Here is a 22,037-nt window from a genome sequence, read left to right on the forward strand (position 1 = left end):
CCTCAGCTGGCAGCGGGATAGGAGGTATAACCCTCGGCGCCAGGGGTATATAACCGGGACAGGTCGAAGTCCGCCAGGGCATAACCTCCCCGCCAGCGTTCGACCAGGTCGGGATTGCCGATAAAGGGGCGACCGTAGGACACCGCGGCAGCGACCCCGGTGGCCACCGCCGCCTGGCCCTCTTCGAAAGAGTAGCTCTCATTCACCACCAGTCGGTCACTGAAATAGCGCTGCCCCAGTGCAAGGTTGTCGACGGGCCCCTTCGGCATACGAATCACGTGCAGGTAGGCGAGATCCCGCCTGGCCGCCTCAGCCAGCAGGTAGTCGAAGGTTGCTTCAGGGTCCTCGTCGTACAGGTCATTGAAGGGGTTGCCGGGGCAGATGCGCATGCCCACCCTGCCGGCACCGCGCACGCTGCACAGGGCATCGAGCACTTCGAGCACAAAACGGGCGCGATTCTCCACCGGGCCGCCGTAGGCGTCTTCCCGGGTATTCGTTCCCGTGCTCAGGAACTGGGCCGGGAGGTAGCCACTGGTACAGTGCAACTCCACCGCGTCGAACCCGGCCTCGAAGGCGTTGAGCGCGGCCTGCCGATATTCCTCAACAACCGCTGGTATTTCCTCGAGCGTCAGGGCCCGGGGATCGTCCATAGGTTGCATGCCCTGCTGGTCGGTGAACATCTCCGCCTCGGCGCGAATCGCCGACGGCGCGACAGTACTGCTGCCCGCCGGTTTGTTGAGTACGTTGGCGACCCGGCCGACGTGCATCAACTGGGCACAGATATGCCCGCCTTCGGCATGGACGGCGTCGGTCACTTCGCGCCAGGCTGCCAGCTGGGCCGAATTATAGATGCCGGGCGTACGGCAATACCCGAGCCCATCGGCACTCGGGGCGATACCTTCGGTGACAATGAGTCCGGCGCCGGCGCGCTGGCGATAGTATTCCACCATGTCGGCCGTGGGCACCGCGTGGGTGTCGGCGCGACTGCGCGTCATCGGCGCCATGAAAATGCGGTTGCGCAACTCGAGATCACCCAGTTGCAGGGGGGTGAACAGATCCATACCTATCTCACTCGTATCTTCGGTTCAGGTGCGCCGCGGCGCATGGTGGCCAGGAACTCTTCCAGTGGTGCCGGCGCCGCCACCTGGGGCTCCTCGTCGCCGGGGGGATTGGCCCAGAACTCGGCCCAGCTCGGCCACAGCGCATGATAGGCGCCTTCGTAGGCTTCACGATCTGGCCAGCGCATCTTGTCATCGCCGGTCGGGGGTTTGTTGAGGTCGGTGGCATACCAGTAACAGGGCAGGCGCCGGCGGAAATACCAGCGGCCGTCGATACGCTCGTAGTTGTCCCAGTAGAGCATCTGCATGATGACCCACTCGCTGTCACCGTTGGCACAGGGCGTTTCGTGCTCGTTCTTGGAGTACACCACACCGTGGGCATGGTCGGCGTCATCGAACTCGATGATGTGATTGCCGATATGGTGCGATGTACCGGTGAACTGCAGACGCAGGGTATCGTCGAGCCAGCGCTTGAGCTGGGCGCGCCCGCTCAATTCGCGGCTGACCCGGATATCCGGTGCAAACAGGTTCACGTGGGCATCCAGGTCCCGCATGTCCAGCGACAGGGAATACTTGGCGGCTAACTGGCGGATTTCGTCCAGGGACTCCAGGCGGTCGATGCGCCCGGCCAGATCCAGATCACTCATAGCTCAGTCCCAACTGGCGGTGCCAGTGTTGAGTTCAGCGGTACGCCCGCCATCCACCACCAGTTCCGCACCGGTGATATAGGAAGCCTCATCACTGGCCAGGAACAGGATGGCATTGGCGCACTCCCGGGGATCGCCAATCCGTTTGACGGGAATCGACTTCGCCGTGGCCTGCTGCGATTGCTCATCGGGCATCAGGGATTCGGTGGGCGGGGTCAGGAAGGCGCCGGGAATCACCGTGTTGACGCGCACCTTGCCGCCCCATTCGATGGCCGCATTGCGGGACAGCCCCAGCATCGCGGCCTTGGCCGCCGAGTAACCGGCTGTCCCTACGGAACCGGCAAGACCGCAGACCGAAGCCACGTTGACTACCGCGCCGCCGTGCTCCGCCAACTGACGATACGCTTCGCGCATCAGGAACATGGCGCCGTCCAGGGACACGGTGAAATTCTGGCGCCAGGCCCGGGTGTCGTGGCTGGCCAGCATACCGGGCACCATCAACACCGCGTTGTTGACGATAATGTCCACCTTGCCGAAGGCGGCAACCGCCGCCTCCACCAGGCCCTTTACCGCATCCTCGTCGCTGATATCGGTGGCGTGAGCGGTGGCTGTGCCACCCGCGGCGTCGATCTCCCTCACGATACTGTCGAGCTGCTCCTGGCGACGGGCCGCCAGCACCACCCGCGCGCCCTCTTCTGCGAAGCGGCGGGCTGTCGCTTCACCGATGCCCTGGCTGGCTCCGGTGATGATGGCTACCTTGTCCTTGAGTCTCATGGCTGTTTCCCACTGTTAATTTCACTGGGCAAAGCTTAGGCGCCGGGGCGAGACAGGGTCAACGAATCGGGGCCTTGCCAAGCGCCCGATTTACCGCTACCGGGCCTGATTTGCTCCTGGGGTATAGGTATTTACGCGAGTAACGAAGCAGACAGTTTTTGCAAGTCGTTCAAAGCCGGCAGGAGCTGACCTACAGTGAAGTCATCGACAACACACGACAACTTTTGTGACAACTTCTTCGACAACTTTTGTGACGACACAGGTGACAACAATGAGCAAACGCATCCCGCTACCAATGCCCTTCGGCTGGTTCCAGGTGGCCTACTCCCACGAGCTGGCAGTGGCCGAATCAAAGCCCCTGCGCTACTTCGATACCGACCTGGTGATGTTCCGTACCGAAAGCGGCGAGGTCAAAGTACTGGACGCCTACTGCCCGCACATGGGCGCCCACCTGGGCTACGGCATTCGCGGTCAGGCCGGCGGCGGCTCGGAAGTGCGCGGCGATTCCATCATCTGCCCCTTCCACGGCTGGGCCTATAACGGTGAAGGGAAATGCACCGACGTGCCCTACGCCAATAACCCACCGCCCAGAGTGGCGCGCTGCGAAACGGTGATCAAACCCTGGCACGTGCGCGAGATGAACCAGTGCATCTTCGTCTGGTACCACCCACAGGACATCGAACCGGCCTTTGAGCCCGACCGGGTGCCCGAGGCGGCAGCGGACAACAGCGAGTGGGGTTCACTGAAGATTCACGAGTGGGACATTGCCACCCACACCCAGGAGGTGGGCGAAAACTCCGTAGATGCCGCACACTTCCTCTACGTGCACGGCACCCAGAACATCCCCACCCCGGATGTCACTGAATTTGACGGTATCCGCCGCCGCAGCCGGCTGGTGAGCAAGATGCAGACCCCCCGGGGAGAAATCACCGGGGTGATCGACAACGCCAACGTTGGCCCCGGTCAGGCGGTGGTCCGCTTCAGCGGGATCTGTGACACCGTGCTGATGGCCAACCTGACGCCGGTAGACGAGGAAAACTGCAAAGCCTTCTACGCCTTTATCCAGAAAAAGGTCGATGGCAAAGAACCCGTAGGCGGTGTCGCCGATGCCATCGTGGCCGACATCCGCAAACAGATGGAAGAAGACCGCATTATCTGGGCGCGCAAGAAATACTTCGAAAAGCCCATGCTGTGCGACAACGACGGCCCCTTCGCCAGGTTCCGGAAATGGTACGGGCAGTTTCTGGTGTAAAAAAAACCCGCCTTGCGGCGGGTTCAAAATAACTCTTGCTTAGACCTGGATGGGGTTACCATCTGCGCCGGGGGATTGGCGCTCTGCGTCGGCCAGGGATAACCGAGCGCAACATCTTGAGTTGGATAAACTATAGCCCCCTTGCTGATATATTCCCAATGTATTAGTTTTATGTATCACATGAATCATATTCATATTAAGAAATGGATACCCGCTCCCTCCAGAAGATTGACCTCAACCTGCTCGTCGCCTTGCAGGCCCTGCTGGAGGAGCGTTCGGTATCGCGGGCAGCGGCTCGCCTGCATATAACCCAGCCCGCCATGAGCAAGACCCTGTCCCGACTGCGCACGGTCTTCGGGGACGCCCTGTTTACCCGCGGCAATCGCGGTATCCAACCCACCCCCCGGGCCCTCGAACTGGAACAGGAGTTACCGCTCCTGCTGACGGATATCTCCCGCCTGGTTACCGGTCGGGAATTCGATCCCTGGGCCTGCACCGAAGAGGTGGTGCTGGCACTGTCGGAGTATGTTGGCGTGGCGCTACTGCCACCGCTGATCCAGCGTCTGCATGAGCAGGCCCCGCGCCTGTCGATCCGCACCATTACCCGGGTCGAGAACCAACTGGAACAGCTCGCCAACGGCAACCTGGATTTCGCCATTCATATCGCCCATTCCCACTACCCGCCCGAGTTCCGCACCCACCAGGTGGGCAGCTCGCCCTCGGCGATCCTGGTGCGGGAGGGCCATCCACTGACCCACGGTGAAATCACCTGGGAGCGGCTGGGCAGCTATCCCCTGATCCGCCTGTACATTTCCGACCAGGGTCAGTCCGAACTCGTGCGCAGTTCGGAAACTTTCAACCGCATGCGCCACCCCCAACAGGGTTCACTGGAAACCTCGCACCTGATGACCGCGCTGGAAGTACTGCGCAACACCGATTACTTCCTGCCGGGCCCGGCCTATATACTGCAAAACCCCGCCAGTGCGCGGGGAATCGTCGGCCTGCAGCCCCCGGAAAGTGACGACCACAGCATCGACTACGTCCTGGCCATGCATGAACGCGGCACCAACTCACCGCTGCACCAGTGGATGTGGCACCAGATCCTGGAAACGCTGAAAGCGCTGGAAGCGGAGGCCAGTCGGGAACACAGTTAACCCCCTTCCACCCGGGCGCTGCGTGTCCTATCCTTAGCGGCCAGCCACGGCCCACTTACCCTGCGACAGGAATTATGAGCAAGAGCAAGCGCCGCGACATTCCCCACTTCAAGACCCCCCTTATCGAGACCCACTGCCACCTGGACTACCTGGACCAGGAGCAGCTCGAGCATACCCTGGAGCGGGCGGAGGAGGTCGGCGTCGAGCGCATCATCACCATTGCCGTATCCCCCTGTAACCTCGACCGGGTGTTCCAGCTCGCCCACAGTGCGCCCAATGTCTGGGGTACCCAGGGCATCCACCCCCACGAGGCGGAGAGCTACGACAACGCGGTGGCCGAGGTCATCCGCGAGCGCGCGGCCGACCCGCGCATCCTGGCGGTAGGGGAAATAGGCCTGGACTATTTTTACGACCACGCCGACCGCAGCGTGCAGTGCCAGGTGTTCGAGGCCCAGCTACAGCTGGCAGTGGAACTGGACCTGCCAGTGGTCATCCATACCCGCGAGGCGGACGAGGACACCCGGGCCATCCTCGAGAATTTCAGCTCCAGCCTGGCCAGGCGCGGTGTCATCCACAGCTTTACCTCGGGCCTGCCGCTGGCGGAGTTCTGCCTGGCGGACGGCTATATGCTCGGTTTCAATGGCATTACCACGTTCAACCGGGCCGACAACGTGCGCGAGGTGGTGGCGGTCACCCCGCTGGAGCAATTGTTGCTGGAGACCGACGCACCCTACCTCACCCCGGTGCCCTACCGGGGCAAGCCCAACGCCCCCTATTACCTGCCCTTCGTGGCGGAGAAAGTCGCCGAGGTGAAGGGCGTCGAGGTCGAACACCTGCTGCTGCAGGCCCGCAACAACAGCCTGCAGCTATTCTTTGGCGGTGAGTAGGCCGACCGGGCAACTGGTCACAACACCGCACGCCATTCGGTGCTAAACTACGCGCCTTTTCTTCCCGGCCCCGGCTGTGGGCCGCGCAACACAGGCAGTCTATGGAGTACATAATCGGACAGCGCTGGGTCAGTCACGCCGATGCCCAACTGGGTCTGGGTGTGATCGTCGAGATCGAGCAGCGCCGCGTCACCGTCAATTTTCCCGCCGTGGGCGAGGAGCGCACCTACGCCATCGATGGCGCCCCCCTCACCCGCCTGAGGTTCCAGGAGGGCGATCATATCGCCACGGTTTCCGGCGTGGAGCTGGTGGTGACCCGGGTCGATGAACACCAGGGCTTGCTGCTCTACACCGGCACCGACCACCACGATGCCGAACTGACTGTGTCGGAGCTGGAACTGGACGCCTACGTCCAGCTCACCACCCCCCAGCAGCGCCTGCTCAACGGTCATTTCGACAAGAACAGCGATTTTGCCCTGCGGGTGGCGACCTTCGACTACCTGGACCGCCAGCAGCGCTCCCCGGTGCGAGGCCTCATGGGGTCGCGCACTAGCCTGCTGCCCCACCAGGTCTATATCGCCAACGAGGTGGGCCAGCGCTTTGCGCCGCGGGTACTGCTGGCCGACGAGGTGGGCCTGGGCAAGACCATCGAAGCGGGCATGATCATGCACCAGCAACTGCTCAGTGGGCGCGCCTCACGGGTACTGGTGCTGGTACCGGAAACCCTGCTGCACCAGTGGCTGGTGGAAATGCTGCGGCGGTTCAACCTGCATTTTGCCCTGTTCGACGATGAACGGCTGGCGGAAATCGACGCCGGCAACCCCTTCGAGGCCGAGCAACTGTTGCTGTGCAGCACCAGTCTGTTCGCCGGGCAGCCGGAACGCCGCGAGCAGGTGCTCGCCGCGCCCTGGGACCTGGTGGTGGTCGACGAGGCCCATCACCTGGAATGGTCTGCAGAGGCTCCCAGCGAGGAATACCAGCTGGTCGAGTCCCTGGCGGGTAACAGCGCCGGCCTGCTGCTGTTGACGGCCACGCCGGAACAGGTGGGCCAGGCCAGCCATTTCGCCCGTCTGCGCCTGCTGGACCCGTCCCGGTTCCACGACCTGGAGCAGTTTGCCGCCGAGGAGAGCCAGTATCACCGCTGGAGCGACATGGCCCAGCAGATCGAGGCGGGAGAGATCCCCGGCGACCTGCCGGAAGGCCTCGACCGCAACGCCGAACCGGCGCAACTGATCGAGCAGATCCTGGATCGCCACGGCACCGGCCGCGTGCTGTTCCGCAACACCCGCGCGGCGGTGAGCGGTTTCCCCCAGCGCCTGCTACACCGACACCCGCTGCCCTGCCCGGAGGAGTACCGCTTTTCCTCCGTGGATGTCGACAGTGGCCTTCATCCCGAACTGCCCTATCACGATGACAGCTGGCTGGCCTTTGACCCCCGGGTCAACTGGCTGGAGCAAACTCTCAAGCAGTTGCGCCCTGCCAAGGCACTGGTGATCTGCGCCAATGCCGATACCGCCGTGGCGCTGGAGCATCACCTGCACCTGCGCGCCGGGATTCGTTCTGCGGCCTTCTACGAAGGGCTGTCGATTATCGAGCGCGACCGGGCTGCAGCCTACTTCGCCGACGAGGTCAATGGCGCCCAGACCCTGGTGTGTTCGGAAATTGGCAGCGAGGGTCGCAATTTCCAGTTTGCCCACCACCTGATTCTGTTCGACCTGCCCCTGAACCCGGACCTGCTGGAGCAGCGCATCGGCCGCCTGGACCGCATCGGCCAGCAACACGACGTGGAAATCCACGTGCCGTACCTCGAGGGCACCGCCCAGGAGACCCTGCTGGACTGGTATGAGCGCGGGCTGGATGCCTTCAGCGAGAGCTGCTCTGCCGGCTACATGATCTTCCAGCGCTTCAGGGAGGCCCTGCTGGGACACCTGGAACAGCGCGGCGAGGGCTTTGAGGCACTGCTCAGCGAGACGGCAGAGTTTACCGTCCAGACCCGCCTGGAGCTGCGCGAGGGGCAGGATCGCCTCCTCGAGCGCAACTCCTGCAAGCCGGACGCTGCCAACGCGCTGATCGACGCAATCAGCGAGCGTGAAAATTCCGATGAACTGCAGGAATACCTGGAAGCGCTGTGCGAGGCCTTCGGTGTCGACACCGAATTCCACTCGGAACACACCCTGATCCTGCGCCCGTCCGAGCATATGCTCACCGGCCACTTCCCCTACCTGCGTGACGAGGGCACCACCGTGACCTTCGACCGCGACAAGGGCCTGGCCCGGGAAGACCTGGCCTTCCTCACCTGGGAGCATCCCATGCTGGTGGAAGCCATGGACATGGTGCACTCCACCGAACTCGGCAACGCCGCCATCGGCACCATCAAGCTGAAAGGCATCGCCCCCGGCACCATGATGCTGGAGTGCCTGTTCACGGTGAATTGCGTGGCCCCGAAAGAGCTGCAGGTGGAGCGTTTCCTGCCGCTCTCCCCCACCCGCCTGCTGGTGGACGCCCGCGGCAAGGACCTGGCCCACCTGGTGCCCCATACCCGCCTCAATGAACTGGTGGAACGGGTGAAGAAGCCCGTCGCATTGGCCATCATCAAACAGGTGCAGAAGGAAGTGGACGCCAAGATGTTGCTGGCAACCCGCCAGGCGGAAACGCGTCTGTCCGACCTGCTCAGCGAAGCCGAGGCCGAGATGCGGGCGCAACTGGGCGCCGAGCGCGAGCGCCTGGCGGCGCTGCAGAAAGTGAACCCCTCGATACGCCAGGAAGAACTGGACCACCTGGACTACCGCATTGAGGAGTGCGCCATTCACATCCGCCACGCCAGCCTGCAATTGCAGGCGCTGCGGTTGATCCTGACGACCTGACGGAGAAAGGGTTTAGGGGGCGCGGGTGGTCATGTCACCCGCCCTAGCCGCCCCCACTTGTTGTCGGCCTGGACCGTGGTCCGGCAGAGTCTCCTGTATTAAGACCGGGACGCTCGCTACAAGTTCAGTGTGCCGAACTCCGCGCCAGATTACCGTTCCGCTCCCCGGCTAACAGCAGCTCCACCACCAGCAAATTCGGCAGCCGGCTCAGCCAGGCAACTGCTTTCAGTACACATCCCCTGAACAGACTTTGTGTGGCCACCTTGGCATAGCACTTGCTTGTTCACTTTATTTGAAAAACCTCTGCCATGGTGCCCCGATATGCCCAACTACGATGAAGTCTTCGCCGAAAGCTTTGCGCGCATCCTCGGCGATGGTGCCTACAACCCGGAATTCATCCGTACTTTTTACGACATCTTTCTCCAGGCGTCTCCCGCTGTGGCACAGAAATTCGAGCAAACCGACATGAGTGCCCAGCGAACCATGCTGCATGACTCGTTGCTGCTGATGATAGATTTCAACAAAACCAGAGCACCGACCCCACCCCTGGTGCGCCTGGCGGAAATTCACAGTCGTCGTGGCCACGACGTGTCGCTGGAATTTTACGACCTGTGGTTGGACAGCCTGGTTACCGCTTTGAGCCGCCATGACCCTGGCTTCAATAGTGAAGTGGACCTGGCCTGGCGCATCGCACTTGCTCCGGGTATCTGCTTTATGCGATTCGCTTATTGAGACTGCGTAAAAGGGATTAAGGGGTCAGCCCTTTTCCTCACGTGACTTCCGCTATCACCTCGAAGCGGCCCCTGTTGGCGCTGGGGTACAACTAGTAACTGAAGCGGCCGCCTTCGCTTAGGAGCGATTTTCGGGCTGTCCTTGCTTCAATCAAAGCCATCACCTCATGCGCAATAGCGTCTATCCTTTCCATAGATGTGGCAATCTGGGGGGGGAGAAGATGGACTGGGAAGCCATTGGGGCTATAGCAGAGGTCTTTGGTGCAGTGGCCGTGATCGCAACGTTGGCATACCTTGGCGTCCAAGTACGTCAGTCCAATAGGCTGATCGATTCAAGCCTGGCTGAATCGCATGCGAATGCGGCTAACGAAATTGCTCGACTTCTCGCATCTGACTCAACTGCGGCGACAATATTCTGGGAAGGCCTTGAAACTGATCGTGAAAATATCGCGATAGAAGATCTCAGACGCTTTGACCCCATGATCATGCTCTTCACGATGAGCGCCTATCAAGCGCATAGACAAAATGATAACGATGCTCTCATGCGTGCGGACTGGATACTTCAATTTCTGGGTTTCAAGCAATGGTGGCGTCAATATCGAAACACCTACAATCAGGAGTTTCAGAATTACATAGATTCCAGGTTGAGACGTCTGTGAGGTGATAGCGACCGTACACACCAAACTATTCCGAAAAGTTCGATAACGCCCAGCAATATGCGCAATCGATATAAGAATCCACCCGTAACAATTTGAAACACTCCGCACCATGAACCACAATAAATACTGTATATTCATACAGTATTGGTAAGACGTAACCATGAACGCGCCCGCCCGGATTGCAGATTTTGTCATCAATAGCAATGCAGACGATCTGGCCCAACAGATCACCCTCCTCGCCGGCCAGATCAACGCTGCTACCCACCGACTTCTGAAGCTCATCGCCGAGTTCGATACTTGCAAGGGCTGGAGCGGCGGCGGCACGGTGCGAACCTGCGCTCACTGGCTCAACTGGCAGTGTGGGATAGCACTGGGGGCCGCCAGGGAAAAGGTGCGTGTGGCACACCGACTGGAGGAACTGCCGTTGATCGATGCCGCCTTTGAAAAAGGCGAAATCAGTTACTCCAAGGTTCGAGCCATGACCCGCGTCGCAACGGCGGAGAATGAGGACTACCTTCTGATGATCGCCCGCCATGGCACCGCCAGCCATATGGAAAAGCTGGTGGGCAAGTTCGATCGTGTACAGCGACAACGTACTGACCGGCAACATGACAAGGAACAGGAAAACGCCCGCAAGCTGGTGTACTACCAGAACGATGATGGCATGTGGGTCATTCACGCGAAACTCCCACCGGAAGCCGGCGAGCAGGTTATCAAGGCTCTTGAGGCAGTGGTCGCGCCCATTCAGGAGGAACGTCAAAGGGAACTGCAGGAAAGCTGCAGCACCGACGCACATGGAGACGTCTCCGCGGAGACTTTTTCCGCAACCGTCGAGCATGAGAAACGGGAATCAGGCAACCACTTTCAGGAGTTACTGGAACACACCCGCGCTGATGCGTTGGTGAAGATTACCGAGCACTTTCTCGCCACCAGCGCAGGAGGCACTTCCCTTCAGGCCCTGAAAGGCGCCGAACGCTGCCAAATCATGCTGCACGTGGATATCGATACTCTGCAAAGGAACGGCTCGACGCATGCACCTAACCCCCACTGCCGTGAATTCGAGCATCAACAGTGGCTCAGCCCGGACACCGCCCGCCGCCTATCCTGTGACGCCAGCCTGGTGACCCTGTGTCGCTACCACCACCGCCTGCTGCACCAGGGCAGCTTCAGCATTGAGGCGGTGAGGGATGAAGGACACGACTCACCCGCCCTGCGCTTCATCTCGGCAGCAGGCGCCACCATCGAAACCAGCTTCTTCCCACAGTTTCCGGGCGTCTCCGCGGAGACGTCACCGCTGGCGCTGCAACGGCTGGCTCCCGATGTCGACGCGACCACGAGTTGTCCCTATTGGACTGGAGAGCACATGGACTACGGCATGGCGGTCGACGGATTGCTAAGGCGCACGCAGTAAAGTTAACAATCCGCCCGGGTATTCGTCTTGTGCCGCTTGCGGCAACGTTTCTGCGGCTCATCCTCTACCGGCTCCGGCTCCATCTCTTCGTCCGCAGTCGCCGCTTCGACAGGTGCCGGCGTGACGGGGGCAGCTGCTGGCGGCTCGCCCTGGATTTCCCGCGCCACCCGTTCCGCCATGGCGTTGGGGACCGGCATACTCAGGTTGTACTGGGCAATTTTCCAGCCGTCCGTGGTGCGCAGCAGCAGTCCGGAACTGCGGCACAGCCCGAGCTTCTGGTTATCGAGCAATTCGTCGAACCAGGCTACGTCGCCCGAGGGGGCGATATCGATGCGGCGCTCCCGGGGAATGTAGGTCCAGCCACGGCCCTGCTCGAAATACGGGCGGGCAAAGTCGAAAAAGGTGTCCCCCTGCCAGCGCTCGGTGGCATCGGTACCGAGGAACACAATGTCGTCGGTCATCTGCTCGCGATAGCTGACAAAATCTGACTCTGCTGCGGCGTTGTGAAAGCGGTCCAAGACTGCATCCACTTCATCCTGCGGCGTGGCGCCAACAAATCCACTCAAAGTCACCAGCGTTACAAGAGCGAGCCATTTCTGCACAATCATGTCCTCGGGAACGAAAGCGCACAGGGTAGCCCCTTGGCAAAAGGCAGTGCAAGACTGAGGTCTCTGTTAAGCTGCGAATAGCACGAGTAGCGGCAGGCATCGGGAGCACGGCATTTGCAGGTAGAGCAGGACCAGGGGCCATTAGCACAGGCAGGCGCAAGCGCGGAGCGGCCCCTGGCAGTGTTGATTGTAGGGGCCGGCTTCGCCGGTATCGGCGCCGGCATACGACTGCGCCAGAGCGGTGAAGAGAATTTCCTGATCTGCGACAAGGCAGCCGGCATTGGGGGCACCTGGTGGCACAACCGTTACCCGGGCGCGGCCTGCGATATTGCTTCCCACCTGTACTGCTATTCCTTCGAGCCCAACCCGAACTGGTCACGCAAGTTCTCTCCACAGCCGGAGATACAGGCCTATATCGAGCACTGCGCCAACAAATACGGATTGCGCGATCGCATCCGTCTGAACACCCCGGTTCGGTCACTCGCCTGGAGGGAGGACACGGGACTGTGGCAGGCACAGCTCGGTGACAACAGATCGATTTACGCGCGCCACGTGATCTTCGCCAGCGGCGGCCTCCACCAACCGGTGTTTCCGGATATACCCGGTCTCGATGATTTCGCCGGCCCCGCCATGCATTCCGCCGAGTGGGACGAGGGGGTCGATTTTCGCGATAAACGGGTGGCGGTGATCGGCAGTGCCGCCAGCGCCATCCAGTTGGTCCCCGAGTTGGCCGAGGTGGCCGCGAGCCTGGACATCTACCAGCGCACACCCAACTATGTCGCACCGCGACAGGACCGCGCCTTCACCGAAACCGAGAAACGGCGCTTTGCCCGCTGGCCCTGGCTCGGCCGCCTGTACCGCCAGTACCTGTTCCTGCGCGGGGAATATCTGCTGTTCCCGGTAGTAAAAACCCGCCATCGCTCCCGCTGGCGGGACCGCTTGCAGGCCATGATCAAAGGCCACATCCAGGCAAGCGTGGTCGATCCGGCACTGGTCGAAAAACTCACCCCGGATTACAGCCTGGGCTGTAAACGCATCCTGATCGCCGACAACTACTACGAGGCTCTCAATCGCCCCGACGTCCACGTGATCACCGACGCCATCCAGCGTATCACCAGGCAGGGCGTGGTCACGGCGGACGGCGCCGAGCACCCTGCAGATATTCTGGTCTACGCGACAGGGTTCGACCTCGAGGGCTATATGCGGGCGACACCGGTCACCGGCCGCAACGGCGTAAGCCTGCAGTCCCTGTGGGCAGAGATACCCCGGGCATACCAGGGCGGCTTTGTGCCGGGCTTCCCCAACTTCTACTTCACGACCGGCCCCAACACCGGCGTCGGCACCACTTCGGTGGTGTATATGATCGAAGCCCAGTTGGAGCTGATTCTCCAGGCCATTGCCAGTGCCGGGGAAAACCGGGCCATCGAAGTCACCGAAGCGGCCTGGGAGGAATACAACCGGATGTTACGCAGCGCGCTGCAGGAGACCGTGTGGGCGGGGGATTGCCAGTCCTGGTACAAGCGGCCGGACGGCGAGATTTCCTCCCTGTATCCCTTCAATGCGCGCCGCTATCGCCGCGAGCACCGCTATCTGGAACGCGAGCACTTCCACTGGTTCGATCGGCCCGACGCCGCGGGGGCTGCTTCGACTCAGGCCTGAAGCAATGCGCCACCGTCCAGGGCCAGTACCTGGCCCGTCATCCACTCGGAAGCACGGGAAGACAGGAAGATCGCCGTGCCTGCGGCATCTTCCATATTGCCGACCCGGTGGATCGGGAAATGGGCGCCCAGGTCCTCCCCACTCTCCAGCATGTAGGCGGTCATCTGGCTGGGAAACAGGCCGGGGGCAATGGCGTTGACGTTGATACCGGATTCCGCCAGCTCCAGGGCGAGGTGTCGGGTGAGGTGGTGAATCGCGGCCTTGCTGGCGCTGTAGGCAAAGTTCTGCATTTCCCGGTCAATCGCCAGACCATTGACCGAGCCGATGTTGATCACCCGGGAGCGGCGGCCAGTGCCCGCGGCGGCCCGTAGCAGCGGCAACAGGCGCTGGGTGAGGAAGAACGGCGCCTTGACGTTGAGGTTCATGGTTTTGTCCCAACCGGCCTCGGGGAAGCTCTCTACCGGGGCGCCCCAGGTGGCGCCGGCATTGTTTACCAGAATATCGAGACCACTCTCACGTTCGGCCAGGTCTGCGGCGAAGGCCTCCACCCCCGCCAGCGTCGACAGATCAGAGACGATCGCCACACACTCGCCGAATGCGCTGAGACGCTCACGGGTCTCTTGCAACTCTTCCGCCTTGCGGGCGGTGATATAGACCCTGGCACCGCTTTCGAGAAAGCCCTGGGCAATCATTGCGCCAATACCGCGGGATCCGCCCGTGACAACGACGACACGGCCCTGGACATCGAAAAGCTCTTGCATACTACCCCCTGTTCATTGAATTCAGTACGCCGGCCGGTACCAGATGGGAGAACTGTAAGCGCGCTCCTGGATGGTATCCGGGTAGTCAGCGGCACTGTCCATACCCATCGCCAAGGCATCCAGGTAGGAATGCCTGGCAGTGGGTACCTGCAGTACCCGCACGTAGTAAAAGGCCGACTGGCCGGGATCGAAATCGGGGTCCTCCCAGTGCGCCAGTAATTGCGGTGCCCCGGGGGCATCCGGCGGTAGTTTGCCGGTGCGCCGGTTCACCCTGTCAGCAACCGGCGGCAGGCTGCCATCGGCGCCGGGCTCTCGCTCTGTCGACCAGGCCACATCGTAGATCCGCTCCCGGGATTCGCCGGCGCCATCTATCCAACCCTTGATAATCTGGATTCGGTCCAGAGGGGCGCCGTCGGGATCCTGCAGGGCCTGCACCAGGAACTGCGGAACAGCGTTATCTGCGACGACTGCCGGCAGCTCACCGCCCATCGGCACACCGGCCCGGGTGGCCTGCTGGTAGATGTCCGGGGCAGCCAGCAGTTCCGGCGTCAGGGTCCAGCCGGCAAAAAACCGCAGGCCAATGCGCGGGCCACTGGTGGCGTACACTTCGCGGCGCTTCATGGCCGTCAGAATCGCCCCGCGTGTGTTGTCTTCCGCCCAGATCGCCGCCCGCCCCGAAGCCGACATGGCCCAGCCATTGGTGCCCTCTTCCTCGTCACTCCAGCCGAGCTGCTTGTTGACGGGAATGGAGTCGGTGGCCATCTTGCCGTGGAAGTTGTCCTCTTCTGCCGAAGACAGCGCGGTATGGGCATCGGTGGACCCTATAAAACCCAACTGGTATGGGTTGGCACCCAGTTCGGCTTCCATCTGCATCCCCCGCAGCAGCGCGGGGCGCAGGTAGTCGCCCACCGCGGCCTTGTAGGGCGTATGCCAGCGCTGGATATAGTGGGGATACGGCTCGAAGTCGGCGAAGGGATCTTCCGGCGACAGGTCGGGATGGGTCTCCGAGTCGCCCTTGATCTGGGTAATCTCGGCAATGGGCTCCCAGCGGCGGCGGGTAGCCACGTATTCCTCGCTAAAGGGTTCGCCGCGCAGGGTGCGGGTGTCGAACATGAAGCCCTTGGAGATATTGGAGTTGTGGGGGATTGCCAGGAAGTCCACCCCACTGGCGTTAGCGGTTTCTTCCAGCCAGGCCCAGAGGTCTTCCGGGTAGGGGCTGTCATCCAGGCCAATGGGCTGAAAGGTAGCGGCCTGTTCGGCATTGGCATCGGATACCACCACCCGGTGCAGATTGGAGCCACCGGGAATGGAACTCCACTCCCAGCCGATCAGTGCGGTAAACGTGCCCGGTTCGTTGTAGCGATCGGCCGTTTCCGTGATGACCCGCCAGGCGCCCGCTTCCACTTCGGGCATGGGCGGCAGGGTACTCACATTGTCGCCCAGTTGCCCTGCCCTGGCCGCGTCCTGGGCATCACCAGGTTCCGGCAGCACATCCACAAACAGTTGGCGCCCCTCCCCGCGGCCGATATAGCGCTGCAGGACCCAGGCGGCAAACCGGGCCTTGGCGGCATCCATCCATCCGAGCTCGCTGGTATCAATCCCGTCGTAGTAAATGTGACGTGTCACACCCAGGAATTCGGCGTGGTCGGAAACCACGAGAAAGTCGAGCGGCGTTGCCATCTGCACCCGGGCTTTGTGATAGGGGTGCGTGACCGGTTCACCGCGAGCGTAGCGGTAGGCGATATCCGGGTCGGCCACCAGGTTGTTATTGGAAAACGCGTCGGATGAATAGGTGGTGTGCAGGTGTGTATCGCCCCAGAGCAAGCGGGGTTCGGATTGCGCCGCCACGGGCAATGACAGGCTCGCTACAGCGACCAGCGCGGGAAGGGTTCGGGTCATGTTTGACTCCTATCTCTTATTGTTGTGTCGCCAGTATACCGCTGGCGCGGTTGGGGATCAGTGCCCGGCGCTGCGCAGGGCGGCCAACACCACCTCCCGGGTATCCGCAGGATCGATCACGGCATCGATCTCCAGGTAGGAGGCCGCTTCTGTCGCCTTGCCCAGTTCGTACAATTCCGTTACCAGGCGGTTAAACAGGGTATCCCGCTCTGCCGGGTCCTCCACCGCCTCAAGTTCCTTGCGATAACCGAGGCGCACGGCACCCTCCAGGCCCATCCCGCCGAATTCCCCCGTCGGCCAGGAAGCTGCGTACACCGGCGCGGCAAAACTGCCTGCGGTCATGGCCATGGCGCCCAGGCCGTAACCCTTGCGCAGGAAAATGGCCACCAGCGGCACGGTGAGCGCGGCACCAGTGACGAACAGGGATGACATGCGCCGCACCGCGGCGGCCTTCTCGCTGGCGGGCCCCACCATGAAGCCGGGGGTATCGGTGAGCGACAACACCGGCAGCTTGAACGCATTACAGATCTGCAGGAAACGGGCTGCCTTGTCCGATGCCTCGGCATCTACGGCACCACCCAACTGTTGGCAGTCGTTGGCAATCAGGGCCACGGGCTTGCCGGCCAGGCGGATAAAGCCGGTAATGATGCTGCGACCGTAGACCCGCCGCAGTTCCAGGAAACTACCGGTGTCTGCCAGGGTCTCGATCACCCGCCGCACCGGGTAGGCCCAGCGGCGATCCTCGGGAATGATGTCGCGCAACACGGCCTGGTCGGCGCACTCCCACTCGGCCACTGGCCCCTGGAAGTAGGAAAGCAGTTGCCGGGCCAACCGGGTAGCGTCGGCTTCATCCTCCGCCAGAATGTCGATCACGCCGTTGCGATGCTGCTCCTCGGCGGGGCCGATTTCCCGGGGGTCGAAAACGCCCATGCCCCCGCCCTCGATCATGGCTGGTCCGGCCATGCCAATCCACGACTGGCGCGTAGCAATGGTGAAATCGGCGCAGCCGAACAGGGCTGCATTGCCGGCAAAGCAATAGCCGTTGTTGACCGCGATACGCGGCACCTTGCCTGAAAGGTGCGCCCAGGCGCGGAAGGACTTGAGGTTGAGGCCGGCAATCTGGATGGTGACATCGGTATCACCCGGGCGTCCGCCACCGCCCTCCGTATACATTACGACCGGAAGGTTCTGGGCCTCGGCGACTTCGCAGATACGGTCGAGTTTCTGGTGATGAAAGAATCCCTGGGTGCCGGCAAGTACCGCGTAATCGTTCACGATCACCGCCGCCCGGGAGCGAGCGGGCTCAGTGAATTGCGCGTTGATAGTGGCGGTGCCGGTGATGATACCGTCACCTGCGGTGGCGCTTTGCAGCTCGAGGTAGTCGCGGCGGCTGCGCTGGGCAGCCACGGCGAGTTGCCCGTATTCCAGGAAGCTCCCCTCATCCACCAGGTCGGCGAGATTTTCCCGGGCCGTGCGGTTGCCACGCTGGTGGCGCCGCTCGCGGGCCTCGGCCCGCTCGTCGTCGAGGGTTCTGGCGATGCGTTCCTGCAGCGCCACGAGTTCCGGTCGAATGGGCTGGTCCGTCACGTAACAGGTTTTCCGCAGCAGTTCCGCAGTTTACTTGCCCTGCCAGACCGGGGCGCGCTTCTCGATGAACGCAGTCACCCCTTCCTTGGAGTCCTCACTGTTGATACAGAGATGCTGCAGGTCGGCTTCGGCAGAGATAATGCTGGCCACATCGTCTTCCATTGCCTGGTTCAGGGCCTGCTTGGCATAGCGCAGGGCAAGCGGCGCCTTGGCGGCAAGCTCTTCCGCCCAGGCCAATGCCGCGGGAACGAGTTCTTCGGCCGCCACCACGCGGTTACACAACCCCAGTTCGAGGCACCGGGCCGCACGCAGCTTCTCGCCAGTGACAATCAGCTCATACGCGCGCTTCTTGCCGATACCACGGGCCAGGTGCCAGGTGGCACCACCGTCCGGCACCAGCCCGATGGCGGCAAATGCCTGGTACAGGAAGGCGTCTTCGGCCATCACAGTGAGATCGCACACCATGGCAAAAGCGCTGCCGATACCGGCGGCCGCACCGTTCACCGCGCTGATCCAGGGCTTGGGCGCCTCGGCAATGCCCATCAGGGTAGGCTTGTACTCTGCATTGAGCTGGGTGCGGACATCAAAGTTGTCGCCCTGGGCTTCCATCAGGTCCGCGCCGGCACAAAATGCGCGACCGTTACCGGTCAGCACGGCAACGCGGATGCTGTCGTCGGCATTGACTTCAGCAACTGCCAGGCCAACGTCGCGGCGCAACTCGGCACTGAACGCGTTCAGGCTGTCGGGACGATTGAACGATACCAGGGCTACCTGGCCATGACGCTCTACCGTCACTGTTTCATAGGCGGGCATAGTGATTTCCTTATAGTCTGTAGCGCGAATCTCAGGCAGTCGCCCCGGATTCGCGCAGTTGTGCAATTTCCTGTTCGCCGAAGCCCATCTCGCTCAGCACGGATTCCGTATCCTGGCCCAGGTCATGCGCCCCGTGGCGGACTTCGGAAGGAGTGCGGCTGAAGCGCGGTGCGGGAGCCGGTTGGGTAATACCGTCGACCTCTATGTAGGTCTGGCGCTCCACGTTAGCCGGATGACTGGGTGCATCGAGGAACGACAATACCGGCGCGAAACAGACATCGGTGCCCTCCATGATCTCACACCATTCGGCCTGGGTCTTCTGCTTGAAGATCTCAGTCAGCCGTTGTTTCTGCTCCGGCCAGCGCGACTGATCGTTTTGTGCCGCGAACGTATCCTCGGGCAGTTCTGCGAGTTGCATCAACAAGGCATAGAACTGCGGTTCGATGGAACCGATGGATATGTACTGCCCGTCCGCGCATTCGTAGCTGTCGTAATAAGGCGCACCGCCGTCGAGCATATTCACACCGCGACGCTGCCCATCCCACATGCCCAGGGCCTCGAAGCCGTGGAACATCCACATCAACTGGGCCGCACCATCGACCATGGCCACATCGATGACCTGGCCCTTGCCGGAGTTACCGGTTTCCAGCAGTGCTGCCAGCACGCCATTCACCAACAGCATGCCGCCTCCACCCATATCACCCACCACGTTCAGGGGTGGTACCGGCTTTTCCCCGGCGCGCCCCGTGGCGTACAGGGCACCGGTCAGGGAAATGTAATTGATGTCGTGTCCGGCCGCCTTGGCCAACGGGCCGTCCTGGCCCCAGCCGGTCATGCGGGCAAACACCAGCCGCGGATTACGCGCGTGGCATTGCTCCGGGCCGATGCCCAGTTTCTCGCAGACGCCGGGACGGTAGGGGTCGATCAGCACATCGGCGTTCTCCACCATGCGCAACAGTACTTCCACCCCTGCCGGGTCCTTGAGGTTGAGGACCACCGACTTCTTACCGCGGAAACTGACGTCCTTCATGCCCAGTGGATCGGGACCACTGGCACGCTCAATGCGAATCACTTCCGCACCCATGTCGGCCAGGATCATGCCCCCCATGGGCGCGGGCCCGATGCCCGCCAGTTCGATAACTGTAAAACCGTTCAGTGGTCCCATGGTGCTCTCCCTTAACGAGGCTGCATGCGGATGGCGCCGTCCAGTCGGATGCACTCACCGTTGAGGTAGTCGTTCTCGGCAATGAACACCGACAGGTGGGCAATCTCGGACGGCTGGCCCAGTCGCCGGGGATAGCACACGCTGTTCTCCAGTGACTTGTAGGCCTGCTCGGGAATGGTTTCAAACAACGGGGTATGGATCAGGCCGGGTACGATGGTGTTGACGCGCACGCCGTAGCTGGCCAGGTCGCGAGCCATCGGCAGGGTCATGCCAATTACGCCACCCTTGGATGCAGAATACGCCAGCTGACCCACCTGCCCTTCCATACCGGCGATGGAAGCGGTGTTGATGATGACGCCGCGACCGCCGTCGCTGTTGATTGGGTCGTTATCCGCCATCTTTTCGGCGGCAAAGCGGGACACGTTGAAGGTACCCACCAGGTTGACGTTGATTACCTTCATGTAATCGTCCATCGGGTGCACACCCTTCTTGCTCAGGGTTTTGCAGGCGCTGCCGATGCCGGCGAAGTTGTTACAGATGTGAACCGCGCCAAACTTGGCCACCACACCGTCCACCGCTTCCTTGACTGAAGACTCGTCGGCGACATTCACGTTCCAGAAGCCGACGTTATCGGCGCCGAGATTGCCGATCACCTCGTTGGCGTTGGCTTCGTTCATGTCGAAGATAGCGACCTTCGCGCCCTTGGCCACATAGGCTTCCACGGTTGCGCGACCAAGGCCTGAGGCACCGCCGGTGACGATGGCAACTTTTCCTGCGAGATCCATTTGTGTACTCCTGTCTGTCGGTTTGAGTGAATCAGAAATTACGGGTGTTAAACGGCGAGTAGCTTTCGCCCAGGCAATCGCGACTGATGATGATCTTCATCACCTCGGACGTACCGGCATAAATCGGTGAAATCTTGGCGTCGGTGCACTGGCGGCTGATCGGGTACTCATCCATGAAGCCCGCACCTCCGTGCATCTGCACGCCTTCATCCGCCGCCTTGACCTGCAGTTCACTGGTCACCAGTTTCGCCTTGGCGGCATCCACCGCGGTCAGGGCGCCGTTGTTGAAGGCCCGCACACACTGGTCAACATAGCACTGGGCGATGTCCAGTTCAGTGCGCAATTCGGCCAGTTTGAATTGTGTATTCTGGAACGCCGCCACAGGCTTGCCGAAGGCCTTGCGCTCCTTCACGTACTCCGCGGTCAGGTCCCAGGACAGCTGCGCCGCCGCCAGGTAGCCGCAGGCGCCGATCAGGCGTTCTTCCGCCAGGCCCTGCATCAGGTAGATAAAGCCCTTGCCCGGTTCACCCAGCACATTGGCCTTGGGTACCTTGACGTTATTGAAGAACAGCTCCGCCGTGTCCTGGGCCTTGAGGCCCATTTTTTTCAGGTTGCGGCCGCGCTCGAAGCCCTCCATGCCGCGCTCGACGAGGAACAGGGTCATGTGGTGGGGGTTGTTCTCCGGGTCGGTCTTGACGGCCACCACGACCAGGTCGGCATTGATGCCGTTGGAGATGTAGGTCTTGGAGCCGTTCAGCACCCAGTGGTCATCCGCTTCCACCGCGGTGCTGCGCATGCCGGCCAGGTCGCTGCCGGCGTCGGGCTCGGTCATGGCCACGGCCAGAATGGTCTCGCCGCTGACGCAGCCGGGCAGGAACCGACGGCACTGCTCCTCACTGCCGAAGCGGGTCAGGTAGGGACCCACCAGGCGGCTGTGCAGGGAGTTGTACCAGTCGCCGGCCCGGGCGTAGGCCGTCTCCTCGATAATGATCTGTTCGAAACGGAAGTCCGGGTCGCCCATGCCGCCGTACTGTTCCTCCGGCCATACCATGAGGAAGCCCTGCTGGCCCGCTTTGAGAAACGCCTCACGATCAACAATACCTGCCTCACGCCAGCGCTCCATATGTGGCACAATCTCTGCAGCCAGGAATTTGCGGTACGCATCCCGAAACATCTGTTGTTCTTCGGTGAAATCTCGAGCTAACACGGTGGGCCTCCGGGGAGTGATAATACTGGCTGGCTAGTATGGTGAGCGCCCCACTGGCCAACAATGACCTGTGCCGACAGATAAATTGACACAAACTGACAACAAAAATACGGGGC

19 protein-coding genes are annotated in these 22,037 nt (G+C 61.8%); 8 read left to right on the top strand and 11 right to left on the bottom strand.

Features of this window, described 5'->3' with window-relative positions; genetic code table 11:
- Positions 1-2 precede the first annotated feature (2 nt).
- Genes FV139_RS18105 through FV139_RS18115 form a run of 3 tightly spaced genes read right to left on the bottom strand, consistent with a single transcriptional unit; the run spans position 3 to position 2,479 of the window.
- Positions 3-1,061, bottom strand: coding sequence for an alkene reductase (locus FV139_RS18105; RefSeq protein ID WP_148069895.1), 1,059 nt, complete (start codon positions 1,059-1,061; stop codon positions 3-5).
- A gap of 2 nt (positions 1,062-1,063) precedes the next feature.
- Positions 1,064-1,705 carry a nuclear transport factor 2 family protein gene (locus FV139_RS18110; protein WP_148069896.1) on the bottom strand — a complete coding sequence of 214 codons (642 nt, stop codon included), beginning with the start codon at positions 1,703-1,705 and terminating at the stop codon, positions 1,064-1,066.
- Positions 1,706-1,708: 3 nt separating this feature from the next.
- Positions 1,709-2,479, bottom strand: a complete 771-nt coding sequence (locus FV139_RS18115; RefSeq protein ID WP_148069897.1) for an SDR family NAD(P)-dependent oxidoreductase — start codon at positions 2,477-2,479, stop codon at positions 1,709-1,711.
- Positions 2,480-2,750: 271 nt separating this feature from the next.
- On the opposite strand from FV139_RS18115, the gene FV139_RS18120 reads away from it, so the two are divergent.
- From FV139_RS18120 to FV139_RS18150, 7 genes are all read left to right on the top strand, one after another.
- Positions 2,751-3,731 (top strand): aromatic ring-hydroxylating oxygenase subunit alpha, encoded by a 981-nt coding sequence (locus FV139_RS18120; RefSeq protein ID WP_148069898.1) that lies wholly within the window; start codon positions 2,751-2,753, stop codon positions 3,729-3,731.
- 203 nt (positions 3,732-3,934) lie between these two features.
- Positions 3,935-4,885 carry a LysR family transcriptional regulator gene (locus tag FV139_RS18125; protein WP_148069899.1) on the top strand — a complete coding sequence of 317 codons (951 nt, stop codon included), beginning with the start codon at positions 3,935-3,937 and terminating at the stop codon, positions 4,883-4,885.
- Positions 4,886-4,959: 74 nt separating this feature from the next.
- Positions 4,960-5,772 (top strand): TatD family hydrolase, encoded by an 813-nt coding sequence (locus FV139_RS18130; protein WP_148069900.1) that lies wholly within the window; start codon positions 4,960-4,962, stop codon positions 5,770-5,772.
- Positions 5,773-5,873: 101 nt separating this feature from the next.
- Positions 5,874-8,636, top strand: coding sequence for an RNA polymerase-associated protein RapA (gene rapA, locus FV139_RS18135; protein ID WP_148069901.1), 2,763 nt, complete (start codon positions 5,874-5,876; stop codon positions 8,634-8,636).
- Positions 8,637-8,957: 321 nt separating this feature from the next.
- Positions 8,958-9,368, top strand: a complete 411-nt coding sequence (locus tag FV139_RS18140) for a globin (RefSeq protein ID WP_148069902.1) — start codon at positions 8,958-8,960, stop codon at positions 9,366-9,368.
- Between the two features lie 220 nt (positions 9,369-9,588).
- Complete coding sequence (locus FV139_RS18145) at positions 9,589-10,026, top strand: hypothetical protein (RefSeq protein WP_148069903.1); 438 nt, start codon at positions 9,589-9,591, stop codon at positions 10,024-10,026.
- Positions 10,027-10,186: 160 nt separating this feature from the next.
- The gene (locus FV139_RS18150; protein WP_148069904.1) at positions 10,187-11,437 is read left to right on the top strand and encodes a DUF222 domain-containing protein; all 1,251 of its coding nucleotides are present in this window, start codon (positions 10,187-10,189) and stop codon (positions 11,435-11,437) included.
- A gap of 2 nt (positions 11,438-11,439) precedes the next feature.
- Here the strand turns inward: FV139_RS18150 and FV139_RS18155 are convergent, their stop codons facing one another.
- Positions 11,440-11,967, bottom strand: coding sequence for a nuclear transport factor 2 family protein (locus FV139_RS18155; protein WP_187276626.1), 528 nt, complete (start codon positions 11,965-11,967; stop codon positions 11,440-11,442).
- A 258-nt stretch (positions 11,968-12,225) separates the two neighbouring features.
- Between FV139_RS18155 and FV139_RS18160 the strand changes: the two genes are divergently transcribed.
- On the top strand, positions 12,226-13,704 hold the full coding sequence (locus tag FV139_RS18160) for a flavin-containing monooxygenase (RefSeq protein WP_187276627.1): 1,479 nt from the start codon (positions 12,226-12,228) through the stop codon (positions 13,702-13,704).
- On the opposite strand, the gene FV139_RS18165 is transcribed toward FV139_RS18160, so the two are convergent.
- Genes FV139_RS18165 through FV139_RS18195 form a run of 7 tightly spaced genes read right to left on the bottom strand, consistent with a single transcriptional unit; the run spans position 13,695 to position 21,921 of the window.
- Entirely contained in the window at positions 13,695-14,465 is a 771-nt protein-coding gene (locus tag FV139_RS18165) for an SDR family NAD(P)-dependent oxidoreductase (RefSeq protein WP_148069907.1), read from the bottom strand. The two genes, FV139_RS18160 and FV139_RS18165, sit on opposite strands and share 10 nt — an antisense overlap.
- A 21-nt stretch (positions 14,466-14,486) precedes the next feature.
- The gene (locus tag FV139_RS18170; RefSeq protein WP_148069908.1) at positions 14,487-16,364 is read right to left on the bottom strand and encodes a DUF3604 domain-containing protein; all 1,878 of its coding nucleotides are present in this window, start codon (positions 16,362-16,364) and stop codon (positions 14,487-14,489) included.
- Positions 16,365-16,421: 57 nt separating this feature from the next.
- Positions 16,422-17,951, bottom strand: a complete 1,530-nt coding sequence (locus tag FV139_RS18175; protein WP_213004164.1) for an acyl-CoA carboxylase subunit beta — start codon at positions 17,949-17,951, stop codon at positions 16,422-16,424.
- 30 nt (positions 17,952-17,981) lie between these two features.
- Positions 17,982-18,764 (bottom strand): enoyl-CoA hydratase/isomerase family protein, encoded by a 783-nt coding sequence (locus FV139_RS18180; RefSeq protein WP_148069910.1) that lies wholly within the window; start codon positions 18,762-18,764, stop codon positions 17,982-17,984.
- 31 nt (positions 18,765-18,795) lie between these two features.
- Positions 18,796-19,929, bottom strand: coding sequence for a CaiB/BaiF CoA transferase family protein (locus FV139_RS18185; protein WP_148069911.1), 1,134 nt, complete (start codon positions 19,927-19,929; stop codon positions 18,796-18,798).
- A gap of 11 nt (positions 19,930-19,940) precedes the next feature.
- Entirely contained in the window at positions 19,941-20,714 is a 774-nt protein-coding gene (locus FV139_RS18190; RefSeq protein WP_148069912.1) for an SDR family NAD(P)-dependent oxidoreductase, read from the bottom strand.
- 31 nt (positions 20,715-20,745) lie between these two features.
- On the bottom strand, positions 20,746-21,921 hold the full coding sequence (locus tag FV139_RS18195; RefSeq protein WP_148069913.1) for an acyl-CoA dehydrogenase family protein: 1,176 nt from the start codon (positions 21,919-21,921) through the stop codon (positions 20,746-20,748).
- Positions 21,922-22,037: the final 116 nt, after the last annotated feature.

This window comes from Parahaliea maris, from assembly GCF_008064665.1.
Classification (GTDB): Bacteria; Pseudomonadota; Gammaproteobacteria; order Pseudomonadales; family Halieaceae; genus Parahaliea; species Parahaliea maris.

Bases quoted from the DNA above. Each gene is read 5' to 3' on its own strand.
- FV139_RS18105 (WP_148069895.1), bottom strand. From the start codon at position 1,061: ATGGATCTGTTCACCCCCCTGCAACTGGGTGATCTCGAGTTGCGCAAC.
- FV139_RS18110 (WP_148069896.1), bottom strand. From the start codon at position 1,705: ATGAGTGATCTGGATCTGGCCGGGCGCATCGACCGCCTGGAGTCCCTG.
- FV139_RS18115 (WP_148069897.1), bottom strand. From the start codon at position 2,479: ATGAGACTCAAGGACAAGGTAGCCATCATCACCGGAGCCAGCCAGGGC.
- FV139_RS18120 (WP_148069898.1), top strand. From the start codon at position 2,751: ATGAGCAAACGCATCCCGCTACCAATGCCCTTCGGCTGGTTCCAGGTG.
- FV139_RS18125 (WP_148069899.1), top strand. From the start codon at position 3,935: ATGGATACCCGCTCCCTCCAGAAGATTGACCTCAACCTGCTCGTCGCC.
- FV139_RS18130 (WP_148069900.1), top strand. From the start codon at position 4,960: ATGAGCAAGAGCAAGCGCCGCGACATTCCCCACTTCAAGACCCCCCTT.
- rapA (WP_148069901.1), top strand. From the start codon at position 5,874: ATGGAGTACATAATCGGACAGCGCTGGGTCAGTCACGCCGATGCCCAA.
- FV139_RS18140 (WP_148069902.1), top strand. From the start codon at position 8,958: ATGCCCAACTACGATGAAGTCTTCGCCGAAAGCTTTGCGCGCATCCTC.
- FV139_RS18145 (WP_148069903.1), top strand. From the start codon at position 9,589: ATGGACTGGGAAGCCATTGGGGCTATAGCAGAGGTCTTTGGTGCAGTG.
- FV139_RS18150 (WP_148069904.1), top strand. From the start codon at position 10,187: ATGAACGCGCCCGCCCGGATTGCAGATTTTGTCATCAATAGCAATGCA.
- FV139_RS18165 (WP_148069907.1), bottom strand. From the start codon at position 14,465: ATGCAAGAGCTTTTCGATGTCCAGGGCCGTGTCGTCGTTGTCACGGGC.
- FV139_RS18170 (WP_148069908.1), bottom strand. From the start codon at position 16,364: ATGACCCGAACCCTTCCCGCGCTGGTCGCTGTAGCGAGCCTGTCATTG.
- FV139_RS18180 (WP_148069910.1), bottom strand. From the start codon at position 18,764: ATGCCCGCCTATGAAACAGTGACGGTAGAGCGTCATGGCCAGGTAGCC.
- FV139_RS18185 (WP_148069911.1), bottom strand. From the start codon at position 19,929: ATGGGACCACTGAACGGTTTTACAGTTATCGAACTGGCGGGCATCGGG.
- FV139_RS18190 (WP_148069912.1), bottom strand. From the start codon at position 20,714: ATGGATCTCGCAGGAAAAGTTGCCATCGTCACCGGCGGTGCCTCAGGC.